General features: G+C 68.7%; 14 protein-coding genes and 1 other RNA gene. 11 read left to right on the top strand and 4 right to left on the bottom strand.

Annotated features, from left to right (window positions below; genetic code table 11):
- The first annotated feature begins 184 nt into the window (after nucleotides 1-184).
- The 4 genes from smpB to ssrA all read left to right on the top strand — a co-directional run bounded on the left by smpB (nucleotide 185) and on the right by ssrA (nucleotide 2,444).
- Nucleotides 185-658, top strand: a complete 474-nt coding sequence (gene smpB / locus ACXJJ3_RS13700) for an SsrA-binding protein SmpB (protein WP_458170396.1) — start codon at nucleotides 185-187, stop codon at nucleotides 656-658.
- 75 nt (nucleotides 659-733) lie between these two features.
- Entirely contained in the window at nucleotides 734-1,294 is a 561-nt protein-coding gene (locus ACXJJ3_RS13695; protein WP_458170395.1) for a DUF4870 domain-containing protein, read from the top strand.
- 16 nt (nucleotides 1,295-1,310) lie between these two features.
- Entirely contained in the window at nucleotides 1,311-1,979 is a 669-nt protein-coding gene (locus ACXJJ3_RS13690; protein ID WP_458170394.1) for a YoaK family protein, read from the top strand.
- A gap of 84 nt (nucleotides 1,980-2,063) precedes the next feature.
- Nucleotides 2,064-2,444, top strand: a transfer-messenger RNA (tmRNA) gene (gene ssrA, locus ACXJJ3_RS13685).
- Between the two features lie 62 nt (nucleotides 2,445-2,506).
- Here ssrA and ACXJJ3_RS13680 read toward each other — a convergent pair.
- Nucleotides 2,507-3,085, bottom strand: a complete 579-nt coding sequence (locus ACXJJ3_RS13680; RefSeq protein WP_458170393.1) for a Uma2 family endonuclease — start codon at nucleotides 3,083-3,085, stop codon at nucleotides 2,507-2,509.
- 113 nt (nucleotides 3,086-3,198) lie between these two features.
- Between ACXJJ3_RS13680 and ACXJJ3_RS13675 the strand changes: the two genes are divergently transcribed.
- Nucleotides 3,199-4,035: a phytanoyl-CoA dioxygenase family protein gene (locus tag ACXJJ3_RS13675; protein WP_458170392.1), complete on the top strand. Its 837-nt coding sequence runs from the start codon at nucleotides 3,199-3,201 to the stop codon at nucleotides 4,033-4,035.
- On the opposite strand, the gene ACXJJ3_RS13670 is transcribed toward ACXJJ3_RS13675, so the two are convergent.
- Nucleotides 4,032-5,255: a glycoside hydrolase family 1 protein gene (locus ACXJJ3_RS13670; RefSeq protein WP_458170391.1), complete on the bottom strand. Its 1,224-nt coding sequence runs from the start codon at nucleotides 5,253-5,255 to the stop codon at nucleotides 4,032-4,034. The genes ACXJJ3_RS13675 and ACXJJ3_RS13670 overlap by 4 nt on opposite strands.
- A 15-nt stretch (nucleotides 5,256-5,270) precedes the next feature.
- Nucleotides 5,271-7,376: a beta-galactosidase gene (locus tag ACXJJ3_RS13665; RefSeq protein WP_458170390.1), complete on the bottom strand. Its 2,106-nt coding sequence runs from the start codon at nucleotides 7,374-7,376 to the stop codon at nucleotides 5,271-5,273.
- 118 nt (nucleotides 7,377-7,494) lie between these two features.
- Here ACXJJ3_RS13665 and ACXJJ3_RS13660 point away from each other — a divergent pair, with 118 nt between their 5' ends.
- Genes ACXJJ3_RS13660 through ACXJJ3_RS13640 form a run of 5 tightly spaced genes read left to right on the top strand, consistent with a single transcriptional unit; the run spans nucleotide 7,495 to nucleotide 13,998 of the window.
- Complete coding sequence (locus ACXJJ3_RS13660) at nucleotides 7,495-8,481, top strand: LacI family DNA-binding transcriptional regulator (protein ID WP_458170389.1); 987 nt, start codon at nucleotides 7,495-7,497, stop codon at nucleotides 8,479-8,481.
- 54 nt (nucleotides 8,482-8,535) lie between these two features.
- Nucleotides 8,536-10,260 carry an ABC transporter substrate-binding protein gene (locus ACXJJ3_RS13655; protein ID WP_458170388.1) on the top strand — a complete coding sequence of 575 codons (1,725 nt, stop codon included), beginning with the start codon at nucleotides 8,536-8,538 and terminating at the stop codon, nucleotides 10,258-10,260.
- A 4-nt stretch (nucleotides 10,261-10,264) separates the two neighbouring features.
- Nucleotides 10,265-11,254 carry an ABC transporter permease gene (locus ACXJJ3_RS13650; protein WP_458170387.1) on the top strand — a complete coding sequence of 330 codons (990 nt, stop codon included), beginning with the start codon at nucleotides 10,265-10,267 and terminating at the stop codon, nucleotides 11,252-11,254.
- Nucleotides 11,251-12,123, top strand: coding sequence for an ABC transporter permease (locus tag ACXJJ3_RS13645; protein WP_458170386.1), 873 nt, complete (start codon nucleotides 11,251-11,253; stop codon nucleotides 12,121-12,123). Before ACXJJ3_RS13650 ends, ACXJJ3_RS13645 begins: the two co-directional genes overlap by 4 nt.
- A 3-nt stretch (nucleotides 12,124-12,126) precedes the next feature.
- Entirely contained in the window at nucleotides 12,127-13,998 is a 1,872-nt protein-coding gene (locus ACXJJ3_RS13640) for a dipeptide ABC transporter ATP-binding protein (RefSeq protein WP_458170385.1), read from the top strand.
- A gap of 2 nt (nucleotides 13,999-14,000) precedes the next feature.
- Here the strand turns inward: ACXJJ3_RS13640 and ACXJJ3_RS13635 are convergent, their stop codons facing one another.
- Nucleotides 14,001-14,768 (bottom strand): phytanoyl-CoA dioxygenase family protein, encoded by a 768-nt coding sequence (locus tag ACXJJ3_RS13635; protein ID WP_458170384.1) that lies wholly within the window; start codon nucleotides 14,766-14,768, stop codon nucleotides 14,001-14,003.
- A gap of 86 nt (nucleotides 14,769-14,854) precedes the next feature.
- Here ACXJJ3_RS13635 and ACXJJ3_RS13630 point away from each other — a divergent pair, with 86 nt between their 5' ends.
- The gene (locus ACXJJ3_RS13630; protein ID WP_458170383.1) at nucleotides 14,855-15,664 is read left to right on the top strand and encodes an AraC family transcriptional regulator; all 810 of its coding nucleotides are present in this window, start codon (nucleotides 14,855-14,857) and stop codon (nucleotides 15,662-15,664) included.
- The last annotated feature ends 53 nt before the right edge of the window (nucleotides 15,665-15,717 follow it).

The raw sequence follows: 15,717 nt of genomic DNA, 5'->3' as shown, positions 1-15,717 counted from the left end.
GGTGTCCGGGAATTCTGCGCCTACTGCGGGGCACCCGGCACGGCACCTCGCCGCACGGGTGCAAAGGCCACGATGCTCCGCATCGAGACCTTCGCCCCCGCACGCCGAGCTACCGCACCGGGCACCTCCTCGTTACGGCGCAGAATTCCCGGACACCCTCTGAGGTATCTGGGATACTGGCCGGATGGTGAAACAGTCCGGCCGGGAGAAGCCGATCGCGCAGAACCGCAAGGCGCGACACGACTACCACATCGATGACGTGGTGGAGGCCGGGCTGGTGCTGACCGGGACCGAGGTCAAGTCCCTCCGGCAGGGCCGGGCCTCCCTCGTCGACGCGTTCGCCGCCGTCCGCGGCCACGAGCTGTGGCTGCAGGGCATGCACATCCCGGAGTACAAGCACGGCACCTGGACCAACCACGAGCCCCGCCGTACCCGCAAGCTGCTGCTGCACAAGGACGAGGTCCAGAAACTCATCCGCGCCGTCGAGCAGCAGGGCGTGTCGCTGATCCCGCTGTCGCTGTACTTCAAGGACGGCTACGCCAAGGTCGAGCTCGCGACCGGCCGCGGCAAGAAGGACTACGACAAACGCCACGCCCTCGCCGAACGCCAGGCCGACCGCGAAGCCCAACGAGCCCTCTCCGACCGCCGCCGCGGCTGAGGTTGGGGTTCGGTCAGGGGTTGGTCCGGGCTGAACCGGATGGGGTGGGGGTGGTTGGGCGCGCACAGTGGAAGCATGTCCACTTCAGAGTTGCTGGTGACGTCGGCGCAGCGGGATCGGGCCGTCGAGATCCTCAAAGAGATGTACGCCGACGGCCGCCTGGACCACATGGAGTTCGACCTCCGGCTGGACAAGGCGCTCAAGGCGCGGACCCGGGCCGAGCTGAACAGCACGTTCGACGGCCTCGTCGCCCGCCCGGTCCCGACGTTCGCCCCGGCCGCCTTCACCCGGCCCGCGCCGCTGCAGACGTACCAGGGCGACGGCCGCGGGATGGGTACGATCGCGCACTGGCTCGGGTACCCGACGTTCTTCGTCGGCCCGGCGCTCGTCGTCGCGACCGCCGGCCAGAAGAACCCCGCCGTACGCCGGCACGCCGTCGAGGCGCTGAACTTCCAGCTCACCGCGGTCGGCGCGTTCGCGCTGCTCGGCATCATGACCGGGTTCACGCACGGGTTCCTCGGGTTCCTGTTCCCGATCCTCGGGATCCTGTGGTTCCTGCTGACCGGCATCGGCGGCCTCGCGACGGCGGCCGGCGGCAAGTTCCGGTACCCGTTCACGCTGCGCCTGATCAAGTAGGCCCTACCCTGCTGGAATGGGTGTTCCGGTCGGGCCGCGGTGGGAGGTCGGTGCGTTCCTCGGCCTGACCGCGGCGACCGGCCTGATCGACGCGGTCAGCTACCTGAAGCTCGGACATACCTTCGTCGCGAACATGACCGGGAACGTCGTGTTCCTCGGCTTCGCGGTCGCGCCCCAGTCGGGTTTCCGGCTCGGGCCGCCGGTGGTCGCGGTCCTCGGGTTCGTCCTCGGCTCGCTCCTCGGCGGCCGGGCGGCCCGACTCCTGGAGGCCCGCCCGCGGCGCTGGCTCGGGATCGCGTTCGGCGTCCAGGCGGGGCTGCTGCTGGTGTGCGCCCTGCTGGTCGGGCTCGGCGTACTGCGGGACTCCGGCGGTACGTCGTACCTGCTGATCCTCGCGCTCGCGGGCTGCTTCGGCCTGCAGAACGCGACCGTACGGCACGTCGCCCCGAAGGACATGACCACGACGGTCCTCACGCTCACCCTCACGGGCCTGGCCGCCGACAGCGTCCTCGGCAACGGCCGCGCCGCCCCGCCGTACCGCCGCCTCGGCTCCATCCTCGCGATGCTCGCCGGCGCCGCGGCCGGCGCGCTCCTGCTCCAGGCCAGCACCGCCTGGGTGATCGCCCTCGCCGGCGCGGTGGTCGCCGCCGCGGCCACGATCTTCGTCCTGGCCCCGGCGGGCTGAGGGAATGTCGGGTGCGGCCGCCTGGTTGGACTTGGTAGTGTGGTCCTTCCACCGCGGTACGGGTGGGAGTTTGACAACTCAACAGGGGGTGAACGGTTTCGACTTTGGACGTATGTTCGAAGAGAAGCGGGCCGAGGATCCAGGGTTATCTCGTTAACGATCTCTGGAAACCAACAACTGCCAACTCTAAGTCGCGCAGTAGCTTCGCTCTCGCCGCCTGACGGCCTGAGCACTTAAAGAAGCGGTCAGCCCGGGGATGCTCTCGCCCCGGCCCCTGGCCTCATCTAGAGAGCTTGCTTTGTTAGCCCGGTCACGGGGTTAACACGGGACATTTACAGTGACTGAGCCTGTCAGCGAGATGTCTGTATAAACGCTGGGGCCGAGAAAAGCGCCATTCAGACTGCGCCCGGAGAAGTCTTGGAGCAACGCCGAAGGACGCGGGTTCGATTCCCGCCACCTCCACCCCTTGAGAACGCGCAGGTCAGCCCCGCTGACCTGCGCGTTCTGCTGTCCTGTGTTCTGCCTTGTCAGTGAAGGTCTTCGAGGTCCAGAGTCACCTGGAACGGGTCGGTGCCGGCGAAGGTGCCGCCGACCACTTCGGAGTCGAGGTAGCCGAACTTGTCGGTCAGATGACAGGCGAGGAGGGAAGCCGGCTCCTGAATGTCGACGATCCAGTAGTGCGGAATACCGGCGTCCGCATACTCGGCTCGCTTGACCACGTTGTCCGTGCGACGGGAACCGGGAGAGACGATCTCGATCACGACGAGGATCTCTGACGCGCGGATCAGTCCACCTTCGGCCCGAACGCGCTGCCTGGCACGGCGCTGTACGACGATCAGGTCGGGCCGGCGAGAGAACCCGGGCTGATCTGGCGGCGCGAGCTCGAGATCGATGTCCACGTCGGTGATGACCTCGAGGTCGCGCGGCAGTTGCGGTATCAACTGCACGGCGATGCGCAACCCGGCCATGTTGTGATCCGGGCTGGGCCTCGGCGACATCACAAGGTTGCCCTCCATGAGCTCGGACCGGCCGGTTCCGTCCTCGCCGAGTGTCGCGTACTCGCCGACGGTGAGCAGATGGGCGGGCGGCAGCGGAACAGCTGTCACCTCTGACCTCCTCATCTCCAGGAGCATTGTCCCACGGGGGCGGTGCCAGAACGTTCATCGGTTGGCCAGGTGGGGCATTCCGGTGGGTGGGGTGGGGTGTCAGGGTGGGCGGCGTGATCACGATCGAGGTTGACGAGGCTGGGCGGGCCGAGGCCGTGCGGGGTGCGGTGGAGGCGCTGCGGAGTGATGGGATTGTGGTGCTGGCGGGGGTGGTCGCGGTGGAGCATCTTGAGGTGCTTCATGGGCGGATGGTCAGTGATCTGGAGTTGCTTCGGGCGCGGGCGGATGCGCCGTACAACTGGACCGCGGGGAACATTCAGCAGGATCCGCCGCCGTTCGAGCCGTACCTGTTCGAGGACGTGCTGCTGAACCCGTGGGTGATCGCGGTGACGTCGGCGATCCTGGGGCCGGGGATCCGTAACGTCATGTACAGCGGGAACACCTCGTTGCCGAGTGACACCCGGCAGCCGGTGCATGCCGATGTCGGGCACTTGTGGCCGTCGGAGGCGATGGAGGTTGCGCATCCGCCGGCGCAGCTGGTGGTGAACGTGCCGACCATCGACGTGTCGGCGGAGAACGGTGCCACCGAGATCTGGCCGGGGACCCATCGCGATCTCACGGTCGGTGTCGGCGGGGACATCGAGGTGCCGTTGGGCGCGTTGGAGGCCCGGCGGGAGATCTCGCCGCCGGTGCAGCCGGAGATCCGGCGCGGGAGTGTGATGATCCGCGACGTACGGCTGTGGCATGCCGGGATGCCGAACCACACCGATCGGCCGCGGCCGATGATCGCGATGATGCATGTCAGCCACTGGCTGGAGGCGGGAACCCCGCTGGAGTTCCCAGTCGCCAGCCAGTCGTTCTTCGAGCATCCGGTGCTGACCACGGCCGCGCGGTTCACCGAGCAGCAGACCGATCACATCTACCGGTCCCAGGGCTTCGGGCTGGTCTAGCCTCCGATGGCCGCGGCGAAGTTCGCCGCGGCTTCCGGGCGCTCCGGGACTCGGGGCAGTTCGTTGCGACGGGCCAGGTCGCCGAGCCAGGCCAGGCTCGGCTTCGGCGTCCGGGCGAACGTCTCGTGGTCGACCGCGATCAGGCCGAACGTCGGCGCGAACGACCCCCACTCGTAGTTGTCCAGCAGCGACCAGTGCAGGTACCCGCGAACGTCGCACCCGTCGCCGATCGCCGAAGCGAGTCCGCTCAGCGCGCCCGTGGTGTAGTCGATCCGGCGGGTGTCGTCGGCGGTCGCCATCCCGTTCTCGGTGACCAGCATGGGTACGCCGCCCGTGACGTCGCGGGTGTGCCGCAGCGCGTGGCCGAGGGCCTCCGGGTAGTACTCCCAGCCGGTGAGGGTCCGCTCGACACCGTCCGCGAACGGCACCGGCCCGTCCGGCCCGATGATCGTCCGCAGATACGACTGCACGCCGACGAAGTCGTCGTTCCGGCTCTGCTCGAGGAAGAAGTCCTCACGCCAGTACGCCCACTCGTCGCGGTCCTTCTCGTGGCCCGGGACCGCCTGGTAGACCTGGTTGGCGATCGTCCACCCGGCCTGGACGTGGCCGAGCCCACGCAGTACGTCGACCGCCGCGTGGTGCGCGTCCGCGATCACCTGGGACGCGTGCGGCGACGGCCCCGGGAAGTTCACGCCGACCTCGGTGTCGATCCGGGCCTCGGTCTGGTTGACCATCATGTTCGGCTCGTTGATCGTGACGACCCAGCTGACGTCGTCGAGGATCCGGGTCGCGGTCTCGGTGAAGAAGCGGAACCGGTCGACCGCGTCGTCGGCGTACCAGCCGCCCTCCTGGTGCTGCCAGAGCGGCACGGTGAAGTGCTGCAGCGTCACGATCGGCTCGACGCCGGCTGTGCGGCAGGCGTCGATCATCCGCCGGTAGTGGTCGAGCTGGGCGCGGGACACCTCGCCCTTGGCCGGCTCGATCCGGGACCATTCGAGCGAGAACCGGTACGCCTTCAGTCCGGCCTCCGCCAGCAGTGCGATGTCCTCGCCGTACCGGTGGTAAGAGTCGCACGCGTCACCGGACGGCTCCTTGGCCCAGGTGTCGGGGGCATGTTCCAGCACCCAGTGGCCGGTATTGGTGTTGCCACCTTCGATCTGGTGTCCGGCGGTCGCGGCACCCCAGAGGAAGTTGTCGGGCGCCGGGGTTGAGGTAGTCATAGGGGCGGAGTCCTTTCAGAACGGCAGCAGCGCGTGGCCGCGGGCGGGGAAGGTTGTTGGTGGCTGGACCTGCTGATCGTCGACGCTGATCGACGCACTGATCGGGTACGGCGCGAGGTTGACGGCGATCAGCAGGTTGCCGTGTTCGGACGTGACCGGCACGGTGACCAGTCCGGCCCGGTCGGCGTCGACGCCGACCCGCGGACGGACGCCGAGTCTCGCGAACAACGCGTGCCAGTGGTCGAGGTGTGCGGCCGGGAGCGCACAGCCGACGAAGATCAGCGAGCCCGCGCCCAGTTGGGTGTGCACCGCGCACGGCAGCCCGGATCCGACCTCGCGGAGCAGCACCTCGGCACTGGTAGTTGCCTCCAGCAACTGCGCCGAGCTGACCCGTTGGTCGCTGTCGAGCGAGAAGTTGCCGGACCCGGTCACCGTCGGCCAGTACGGTCCGGACCCGTCCCGCTGATCGAGGCGTACGCCGGCCGACGACAACCCGAAGGCCTCCGCGAGGATCGTGCACGGCGAGCCGTCGTGGTCGCGATCCGGCAACAGCCCGGTGAGCAACAGGTTGCCGCCGTTGCGGACGTGTTCGACGAGCCGGCGCTGAACCTCCGGCCCGAGCGTCCGCGGCGTACCGAGCGCGATCGTCCGGGGCGCCGCGGGCGCCGTCGTACCGGCGGCCCACGCCGACTCCGAGTCGGCGAGAGCCTGCAGGTCGACGGCGTCGACGTGGTACCCGCCGAGCACGATCGCCCGGCCGAGCGCGTCCCGGGCGCCGAAGCCGCGATGGCGTTCGAGGTCGTCGACCTGGTCGCGCCGGTCCGCGGACTCGGGATGGGCGTACTCGGTGAGGTAGTGATCGGCGACGAACCCGTAGCCGAGGTCGTCGGTCAGCTGCCGCCCGGTCGCGAGGATCGGCTCGTGGGCCCGGATCTCCTTGATCGCGTCGGCCAGCGCGTCGTACGCCGGTGTCGTCCGTCCTTCGGGATCGATCGGCGCCGCGAACCCGTGCCGCTCGCCGGTGAACGCGATCCGTGGGATGCCGTCGTTCCGCTCGCCCTCGACGACCGGGTTCCGGCCGCCGGTCAGCAGGTAGTAGTTGATCAGCCGGTTGCCCTGGCCGAGCGTGATCAGCGTCTTGTGCACGCCGGACTCGGGCGAGCTGAGCCCGTCCAGGTTGTCGCCGTAGTCACCGGTCCCGACCTCGAACTCCAGCGAGGACGCCGGCTGGTCCGGCCCGTTCACGCAGGCGAGAATCGCGTTGCACAGATAGAGATCCGCGACGTTCTGAACGGTCAGTTCGCCCAGGTAGTAGTCGGAGCCGGCCAGGACTCCGTCGCGTCCCCGGTACGCCTGCGCGAGCTGGCTGACGCCGATCGGGAACGTCGTACCGCGTCCGCCGCCGGTGCCGTGCACGTTGACCAGCAACGGCACCGTGATGCCGCGGTCGCGGGCGAAGGACTCGAGCTGCCGCAGGTACTCCGCGAAGTTGTTCCGCGACCATAGACCGAGCTCGTGGTGGGACGCCAGGGTCTGCTCCACGTCGGGGAGGTGCGGCGTGTTCGACACCCACGCGAGCATGCCGACCTCGTTGTCCAGCTGTACGCCGACGACCGGTCCCTGCCGCGGCGCCAGTACGTCGAACGCGGCCCCGAGCCAGCGCTTCGCCTCCGCCAGGAACCCGGGGTGCAGGTAGTCGAGGTCCTCGGTCAGAGCGGGCCCGCCCCAGCCGGCCGGGCGAGCGTCCGGGTACTCGCGGTAGATCCGGTCCGGGATGCCCTCGTTCTTCAGCTCGGCCATCACGAACGGCCCGGGCCGCGCGAGGAACAGCAGGCCGAACGAGTCGCACAGGTCGACGAACGCCGCCAGGTCCCGCTCCGGGCACGTCTTCCCGGTGAGATCGAGCTCGCCGTTCGGCAGTTCGTGCCAGATCCAGGGGATGTAGCTGGCGATCGTGTCGAGTCCGGCGTCCCGGGCCTGCGTCAGCCGGTCGGCCCACTCGTCGCGGCGGAGCCGGAAGTAGTGCACCTCGCCGGACAGCAGTAGGGCGGGCGTCGCGTCGATCTCGATCCGGCCGCCCCTGAGTGCGATAGGCGTGCCGGTCTCGGGTGCTGCGCTCACGAAGGACCTCCAACGGTGCGGGTGACGCTCCGGCGACAAGCTCTGGCGGATTGGGATTGTAACCGGTTACAATCCCATCCCGCCAGGCACTGGTGACCTGGCCGCGAGGAGGTCCGACGTGAACGACGACCGGATGAGCGTGCGTGAGATCGCCAAACTGGCGGGCGTTTCGATCGCCACCGTCTCGCGCGTCTACCGGGGTGTCGGCAGCGTCTCGCCGGCCACCCGGGCGAAGGTGCAGGCCGCGATCGAGCAGTACGGATACCGCCCCAGCCACCTCGGCGAGGCGCTGGCCAACCGGCGCCACGGAGCGCTCGCGGTGGTGTTCCCGGGCCTGTCGGGTCCGTACTTCGCCGAGCTGATCAACGGCGTCGAGACCGTCGCCGTACCGCGCCAGGTGAGCGTGCACGTGATCGGCACCCACCTGCGGCAGGAGGCGCCCGGCGAACTGCTCGACGTCGCCCGGCGCGTGGACGGGATGGCCATCCACGGCGGTACCGTCCCGAAGGCCGTGATCAAGGAACTGGCGGCCCGCCATCCGGTGGTCATGATCGGTCCGGACCCGCATCCGGCGCCGGTCGTCGTCCGGACCGACCAGCAGGCGTTCCGGGAGTTGGTCAGCCACCTGCTGTCCGACCACGGGCTGCGGAAGCTGATCTTCGTCGGCAACCCCGAGGGTTCGCCGGACCTGACCGAGCGCTGGGACGCGTTCGTGTCCGCGCATGCCGAGCTCGGGCTCCGGCCCGGCACCCAGTTCCGCACCGGCCTCGAGCAGACCCACGGCGTGCAGGCTGCCGACGAGGTGCTGGCCGGTGGGTACGACGGTGCCGTGTGCGGCAACGACGAGACCGCACTCGGCCTGATGATGGCCGTCCTGGGACGCGGCCTGAAGGTCCCCGACGACCTGGTGATCACCGGTGTCGACGACGTCCCGATGAGTTCCCTGGTGAGTCCCGGACTCACCACGGTCGCCCGGCCGCTGGCCGAGCTCGGAGCAACAGCGACCCGGCTGTTGCTCGACCTGGTCAACGGTGCGGACGTCGCGCCCGAGACTGTTCTGCCGTCGCGGCTCGTCCGGAGAGCCAGCTGCGGTTGTGAGGCCTGAACAGCAAGAACAACATCCGAACCAGGTAGCAACCTGACACACGGAGGTGTCGTCATGGCAAGTACTTCGTTCCGCGTCCGACGGGGGCAGAAGTCATGGCGGGGGGTCTTCATCGCGACGCTGGCGGTGGGCGTGCTGGCGTTGCCGGCATGTGCCGGCAGTCGCGTGGCCGGTGAGAAGCAGCAGGGGAGTACGGCGGCCGGGGCGTCGGGCACGATCCCGGTCCTGAACCTGTCGACCGAGTCCGACGCGTCGATGGGAGGTCTGGTCAACTACAACCCGTTCGCGACCCAGCAGACGGTCCGTACCTGGCTGTTCGAGCCGCTGATGCAGCAGAGTTCGCTGGACTGCAAAGTGGAGCCATGGCTGGCGACGGACTACGCCTGGGAGAGCCCGAGCAAGCTGGTGTTCACGATTCGCCAGGGCGTGAAGTGGAGCGACGGTTCGCCGTTCACCGCGAACGACGTGGCGTTCACCTACAACCTGACCAAGAAGTACCCGGCGATCGACCTGGCCGGGGTCTGGAACGACACGTTCGGTCCCAAGGCGACGTCGGTGACGGCGTCCGGCGACAAGGTGACGTTCGAGTTCGCAGGGCCGGCGGCCACCAAGTTCCCGTACCTGATCGGCCAGAAGATCGTGTCGGAGAAGGAGTTCGGAGCGGTCGGCGACCCGGCGAAGTACGTCTCGAAGAACCCGATCTCGACCGGGCCGTTCAAGATCGCCTCCTACAACGGGCGGCGGCTGGAGCTCGAACGCCGGCCGGACTACTGGCAGGCCGACAAGATCAAGGTCCAGAAGCTGATCCTGGAGGGCAACTACGACGCCAACCAGGCGGCGGCCAAGCTGAAGGCCGGCGAGCTGGACTTCTACACCGGCGAGATCCCCAACCCGGACAAGTCGTTCGTCGCGGCCGACCCGAAGACCAACCACGTCTGGTACGCGCCGAACGGCCTCACCGTACTGGCGCCGAACCTGACCAAGAAGCCGTTCACCGACGTCAAGTTCCGGGCGGCGCTGGCGTACGGGATGGACAAGCAGAGCGCGACCCAGAAGGCGACGTACGGCCTGATGAAGGTGGCCAGTCAGTCCGGGCTGGCGTTGCCGGCCAAGGACAACATGCTGCCGGCGCAGTACCCGGCGGACAGCACGGTGATCCCGTTCGACCAGGCCAAGGCCAACCAGATGCTCGACGAGGCCGGCTACAAGAAGGGCGGCAACGGCGTACGGCAGAACCCCGACGGCTCGCCGCTCCAGATCACGTTCTCGGTGCAGGCCGGCTGGATCGACTACGAGGCGATGGCCGACGAGCTGACCAGCAACTTCCGCAAGCTCGGGCTGGACGTCAAGGAGAACAAGATGCCGCCGGAGGCGGTCGACCAGCAGAAGAAGTCCGGCAACTTCCAGCTGATGATCAACTACATGGGCGCCGGCTGCGACTACGCGCACGGGATGGGCGCGACCGTCTCGACGGCGGAAATCCCGGACAAGACCACGATCAAGGGGAACGTCGGGCGCTACACCAACCCGGCCGTGGACAAGGCGATCGGTGCGATGGCGGCCGCGACCGACGAGGCGGCGACCAAGATCCAGGTCGGCGTGCTGGTGAACGCGATGATGACCGACTATCCGGTCCTGCCGATCCTGTACGCGCCGGCGCGCGCGATCTACCGTACCGACCACGCCGTCGGCTGGCCGTCCGCCGAGGACCCGTACGCGAACCCGCAGGACCAGCCGCTGGTGTGGATCACGCACCTGACCGCAGCCCCGGCGAAGTAGCCCGATGCGGTACTTCACGCGGAAGCTCGGCTTCTTCGTCCTCACCCTGTGGGCAGTGGTGACGCTGAACTTCTTGATCCCCCGGCTGCAGCCGGGGGATCCCGCCGAGTTGATGGTGCAGAACCTCGCCGGGAAGAACGCGCAGCTGAACCGCGCGCAGGTGGAGGCGATGCGCGACCTGCTCGGCGCCCCGACCGGCTCGCTGGTCGACCAGTACTGGAACTACCTCGGACAGCTTGCCCACGGCAACCTCGGCATCTCGTACCGGTACTTCCCGTACTCCGTGACCGACGTGATCGGCAAGGCGTTCTGGTGGACCGTCATCCTGGTGGGAACGGTCCAGGTGCTGTCGTTCGTGATCGGCGTACTGCTCGGCGCCTTCGCGGCCTGGCGGCGGAACAGCCGCTTCGACACCGGGGTGACGGTGATCTCCACGTTCGTCGGGACCCTGCAGCCGTTCTGGATCGCGCTGTTGCTGATCTACGGGCTGGGCTACGGCCTCGGCTGGTTCCCGACGGCCGGCGGCTACGAGGCGTCGACGCCGGGTTTCAACGGGGCCTTCGTGTACGACGCGGTGTCGCACGCGTTCCTGCCGGCGTTGACGTTGATGATCGTGACGCCGATCGGCTGGGTGCTCGGGATGCGGAACACGATGATCATGAACCTCGGCGAGGACTACATCCGGCTCGCCCGCGCCAAGGGCCTGCCGGACCGGACGGTCGCGTTGCGGTACGCCGCCCGGAACGCGCTGCTGCCGAGCGTGACCGGCTTCGCGCTGGCGCTCGGCGGCGTCCTCGGCGGCACGATCCTGGTGGAGACCGTCTTCGACTATCCCGGCCTCGGCCGGCTGATGGGCGAGGCCGTCGGTATCAAGGACTACCCGCTGTTGCAGGGCCTGATGTTGCTGACCGCGGTAGCGACGTTGGTGGCCAATCTGATCGCCGACCTGCTGTACGGCGTCCTTGATCCGCGAGCCAGGAGGGCAGCCGCATGAGCAGTGTCGCCGCAGCACCGGACGTCGCCGACCGCTGGTACCGGATCGTGTGGAGCAGCAAGAAGGCCCGGGTCGGGATCGTCGTGGTGGCGATTTACACCGTGGTCGCGCTGCTCGCGCCGGTGATCGCGCCGTACGGGCCGACCGACGGCTCGTTCACCCCGTTGACCGGGCCGTCGGCGCAGCACCTGCTCGGCACCAACGTGGCCGGCGTCGACGTGTTCTCGCAGGTGATCTTCGGCAGCCGGGTCTCGCTGATCGTCGGGTTGCTCGGCGGACTGCTGGCGACCGCGATCGCGCTGCTGATCGGGATGGTCTCCGGGTACGCCGAGGGCACCGTCGTCGACGACGTCCTGTCGTTCCTCACCAACACCGCGCTGGTGATCCCGGTGCTGCCGTTGATCATCACGCTGGTCGCGTATTCCAGCACCCGGGGCATCCCGTTGATCGTCGGGGTGATCGCGTTCACCTCGTGGGCGGGGGCCGCGCGGGCGAAGCGGGCCCAGATCATCACGCTGCGGAACCGGGACTTCGTCACCGCGGCGAAGTTCTCCGGCGACGGCGCGTTCCGGATCATCTTCGCCGAGATCCTGCCGAACATGACCTCGCTGGTCGCCGCCGCGTTCGTTGGTGCGGCCACCGGTGCGATCGGCGCCGAGGCCGGGCTCGCGGTGCTCGGGCTGGGCAGCAGCGACTCGGTGTCCTGGGGGACGATCCTCTACCAGGCCGATGCGGCCGGCGCGATCTCGCAGGGCCTGTTCGTCTGGGTCTTCGTACCGGGTCTGGTGCTGGCGATCCTCATCACGTCGATGGCCTTCATCAACTTCGGCATCGACCTGCTCAGCAATCCGCATCTCAGGGAGGACTGAGCCATGGCGCTCCTCGACGTACGCGATCTGTCCGTCCGCTACGAACCCAGGCAGCGGCCCGCCGTCGACGCGGTCAGCGGGCTCAGCTTCACCATCGACGACGGCGAGTTCGTCGGCCTGATCGGCGAGTCCGGCTCCGGCAAGACCACGGTCGGTACGGCGGTTCTGCGGCTGCTGGAGCCGCCGGCCCGGATCACCGGCGGCTCGATCACCTTCGACGGCACCGACATCGCGGGCCTCAGCCAGGGCGACCTGCGCAAGTACCGCTGGCGGGAGATCTCGACGGTCTTCCAGAGCAGCATGAACGCGCTGAACCCGGTGACCCGGATCGAGGCGCAGTTCGCCGACGTCATCGAATACCACACCGAGCTGCGCGGCGCGGAGCTGACCGAGCGGATCAGGACCCTGTTCGACATGGTCCTGATCGACCCGAAGTTCATGACCGCGTTCCCGCACGAGCTGTCCGGCGGGATGCGGCAGCGGGTCAACCTGGCGCTGGCGCTCGCGATCGGGCCGCGGCTCGTCGTACTGGACGAGCCGACGACCGGACTCGACGTCGTCGTTCAGCACAGCATCCTGGAGAACGTCCGGCGGCTGCAGGCGGAGCTCGGCTTCGCGGTGCTGTTCATCAGCCACGACCTCGGGACCGTGCTCGACCTGTCCGACCGGATCATGGTGATGTACGCCGGGAAGCTCGCGGAGCAGCAGGCGACCCGGGAGCTGATCCGCGACCCGCTGCACCCGTACACGAAGGGGTTGCTGGGGTCGTACGGCGATCCGCGCGCGGAGACGGTACGGATCACGTACGTTCCGGGCCGGCCGCCGGATCTCGCGCACCGGCCGGACGGGTGCGCGTTCGCGGCGCGCTGTCCGGAGCGGATCGACCGCTGTACCGAGGTCGAACCGGTCGAGCTGGCGATCGGGGACGGCCTGGCTGCATGTCACGTCGCTGCGATTCAGCGAGGTGTGGCCGAGGAAGGGGCGGCCGTCGGGCCGGCGGTCCGTACGTTCGCCGGCCCGCAGTTCGTGAAGTCGGCCGCCGACTCGCGGGAAGCGATCCGGAACCGGCCGCTGGTCACGCTCGAGGACGTGTCCAAGACGTACGTCCGCCGCCAAGGACTGCGTGCGGTCCGGACCGAGGCGGTGACCGGCGCGAGCCTCGTCCTGCACCGCGGCGGGGTGACCGCCCTGGTCGGGCAGAGCGGCAGCGGCAAGTCGACGATCGCCCGGATGATCACGGGCGTCGACGCACCGACCTCGGGCCGGATCACCTTCCACGGCGCCGACGGCGACCAGGTCGTCGCACGGATGCGGGGCCGCCGGTTGCGCAGCTACCGCAGCAGCGTGCAGATGGTGTTCCAGGATCCGTACTCCGCGCTGAACCCGACGAAGACGCTCGGCGCCACGCTCGCCCGGCCGCTGATCAACTTCCGGCACCTGCGCGGATCCGAGCTCCGGGACCGCATCGTCGACCTGCTGGAAACGGTCGCGCTGTCGCCGGGCGAGCGGTTCCTCAACCGGTACCCGCACGAGCTGTCCGGCGGGCAACGGCAGCGGGTCGTGATCGCCCGCGCGCTGGCGGTCGAGCCCGAGCTGATCGTCGCCGACGAGCCGATCTCCAGTCTCGACGTGTCGATCCGGGCCGAAGTACTGGAACTGTTCGACAAGCTGGTGCACGAGCGCTCCGTCGGGATCCTCTACATCACCCACGACCTGCTCAGCGCCCGGATGCTCTGCGACGAAGTGGTCGTGCTGAACGAGGGCAAGGTGGTCGAGCAGGGCGCCTCCCTGGACGTGATCCGTTCGCCCAGGGACGAGTACACCCGGATGCTGCTCGACGCCATCCCGAACCCGTTCGCGACCGCGCGCGGCTGAGGTCAGGAGTGAGCGGCGACGTGGCCGTCGGCCAGGAACGGTTCGAACGAGCCGTGCGGCGCGGTCCCGTCGCCGTTCATGATCACCTCGGGGGAGTACTGCAGCAGGTAGACCCGGCGCAGCCGATCGGTCAGGTTCGCCCCGCTGCGGTGGATGACCGTGCTGGAGAAGCACACGATCGACCCGGCCGGGACGATCACCGGCATCCCGGGATCGGACCCGAAGTAGCAGACCTGGTCGCCGGTCTCGATCGGGATGTGCTTGACGTACGACCGGATGCCCGAGCGGCTGTACGGCAGCAGGTACACCGATCCGTTCTCCTCGGTGACGTCGTCCAGCGCGATCCAGCAGGTCAGGTACGGCGTGTGGTTCTCGTGGACGTACCCCGAGTCCTGGTGCCACGCGAACGTCGTGTCGGGATCGCCGGCCTTGATCACGTACTGCTCCCAGAACAGGAAGGCGTTGTCGCCGAGCACCCGGCGGCAGATCTGCTCCATGACCGGGCCGAAGATGAAGCTCCGCAGCTCCGGCCGTTGCTGGTAGACCATGTTGCTGAAGTACCGCTTGCCCTTGGCATTGATGCCGATCCGGTCGACGCCCTCGGCGTCCATCGCGGAATCCAGGCGGTCGATGGAGAACTGCGCGGCGCTGCGCAACAGCTCGAGGTCCGCGGCGCCGATCACCTTCTCCAGAACGAAGTACCCCTCGTCGGCGTACTGCGCGACCTGTTCGTCGGTGACCAGCTGGGGCGAACTCTCCGTGTGCGTCATGATGATCACTCTGGCAAATCCGCAGCGGTCGCCGGAATGCCTGCGGTGGCTGTTCGATGCACGTTCTGGCGCGGAGGGTGAGCCGCATGCCCGACGGCTACCAGCGGATCACGATGTCGGACCAGGACCCGACGCCGTTCGGCCGGGTGCTCTTGGCCGGGGAGGTCTGCGATGCCGAGCCGTTGGTGCCGGGGCCTCTGCACGCGTTGCCGGGGACGGTCATCTCGCTGGTCACCGCCGGTACCGGCTTCTACCGGTACGCCGACCTGCGGACCGAGCCGATCGTCGCGCCGTCGCTGACCGTCGTACTGCCCGGTGAGCAGCATTGGTACGGCACTCGTCCCGGCGAACGATGGAGCGAATGGTTCGCGGTCGTCGACGGGCCGGCGTTCGAGCTGCTGCGGCAGACCGGGCGGCTGACCCGCTCGGGACCGCGGCCGCTGCCGCGTGGGGTCCGGCCGGATGACCTGGCGTTGCTGCTCCGGAGTGCGCCGCCGCGGTCGGGGGCCGAGCAGCAGATCTGGGCGCTGGCGAGCTGGCTGTCCGGGGCGCTGGCCGCACCGGTCGACGACGAGACCGCGCGCTGGGACCGGGCCGCGCGGCTGCTCGGCGAGGACCTGCCGGTCCGGCTGGAGATGCGCGACGTGGCGGCGCGGCTCGATCTCGGGTACGACCGGTTCCGGCGGGTGTTCCGGGAACGGTACGGCCGGTCACCGCTTGCCTTCCGCAACGATCGGCGGCTCGAGCTGGCGGCGACCCTGTTGCGGGCGACCAACTTGACCTGCCGGGAGATCGCCCGGCGGATCGGTTTCGCCGACGAGTTCCACCTGTCCCGGCGGTTCCGCGGCCGGTACGGCGTCTCGCCGACCGGGTACCGGAACGGGCCGGGTGAGTGACCCGTACCGATGGTCACGCTTGGTAGTGTCGGAAGGGTGCTGAGTCCTGCGGT

Source organism: Kribbella sp. WER1, assembly GCF_054189145.1.
The sequence above is the reverse complement of the archived record's forward strand: the minus strand, read 5'-3'. Positions and strand labels throughout refer to the sequence as shown.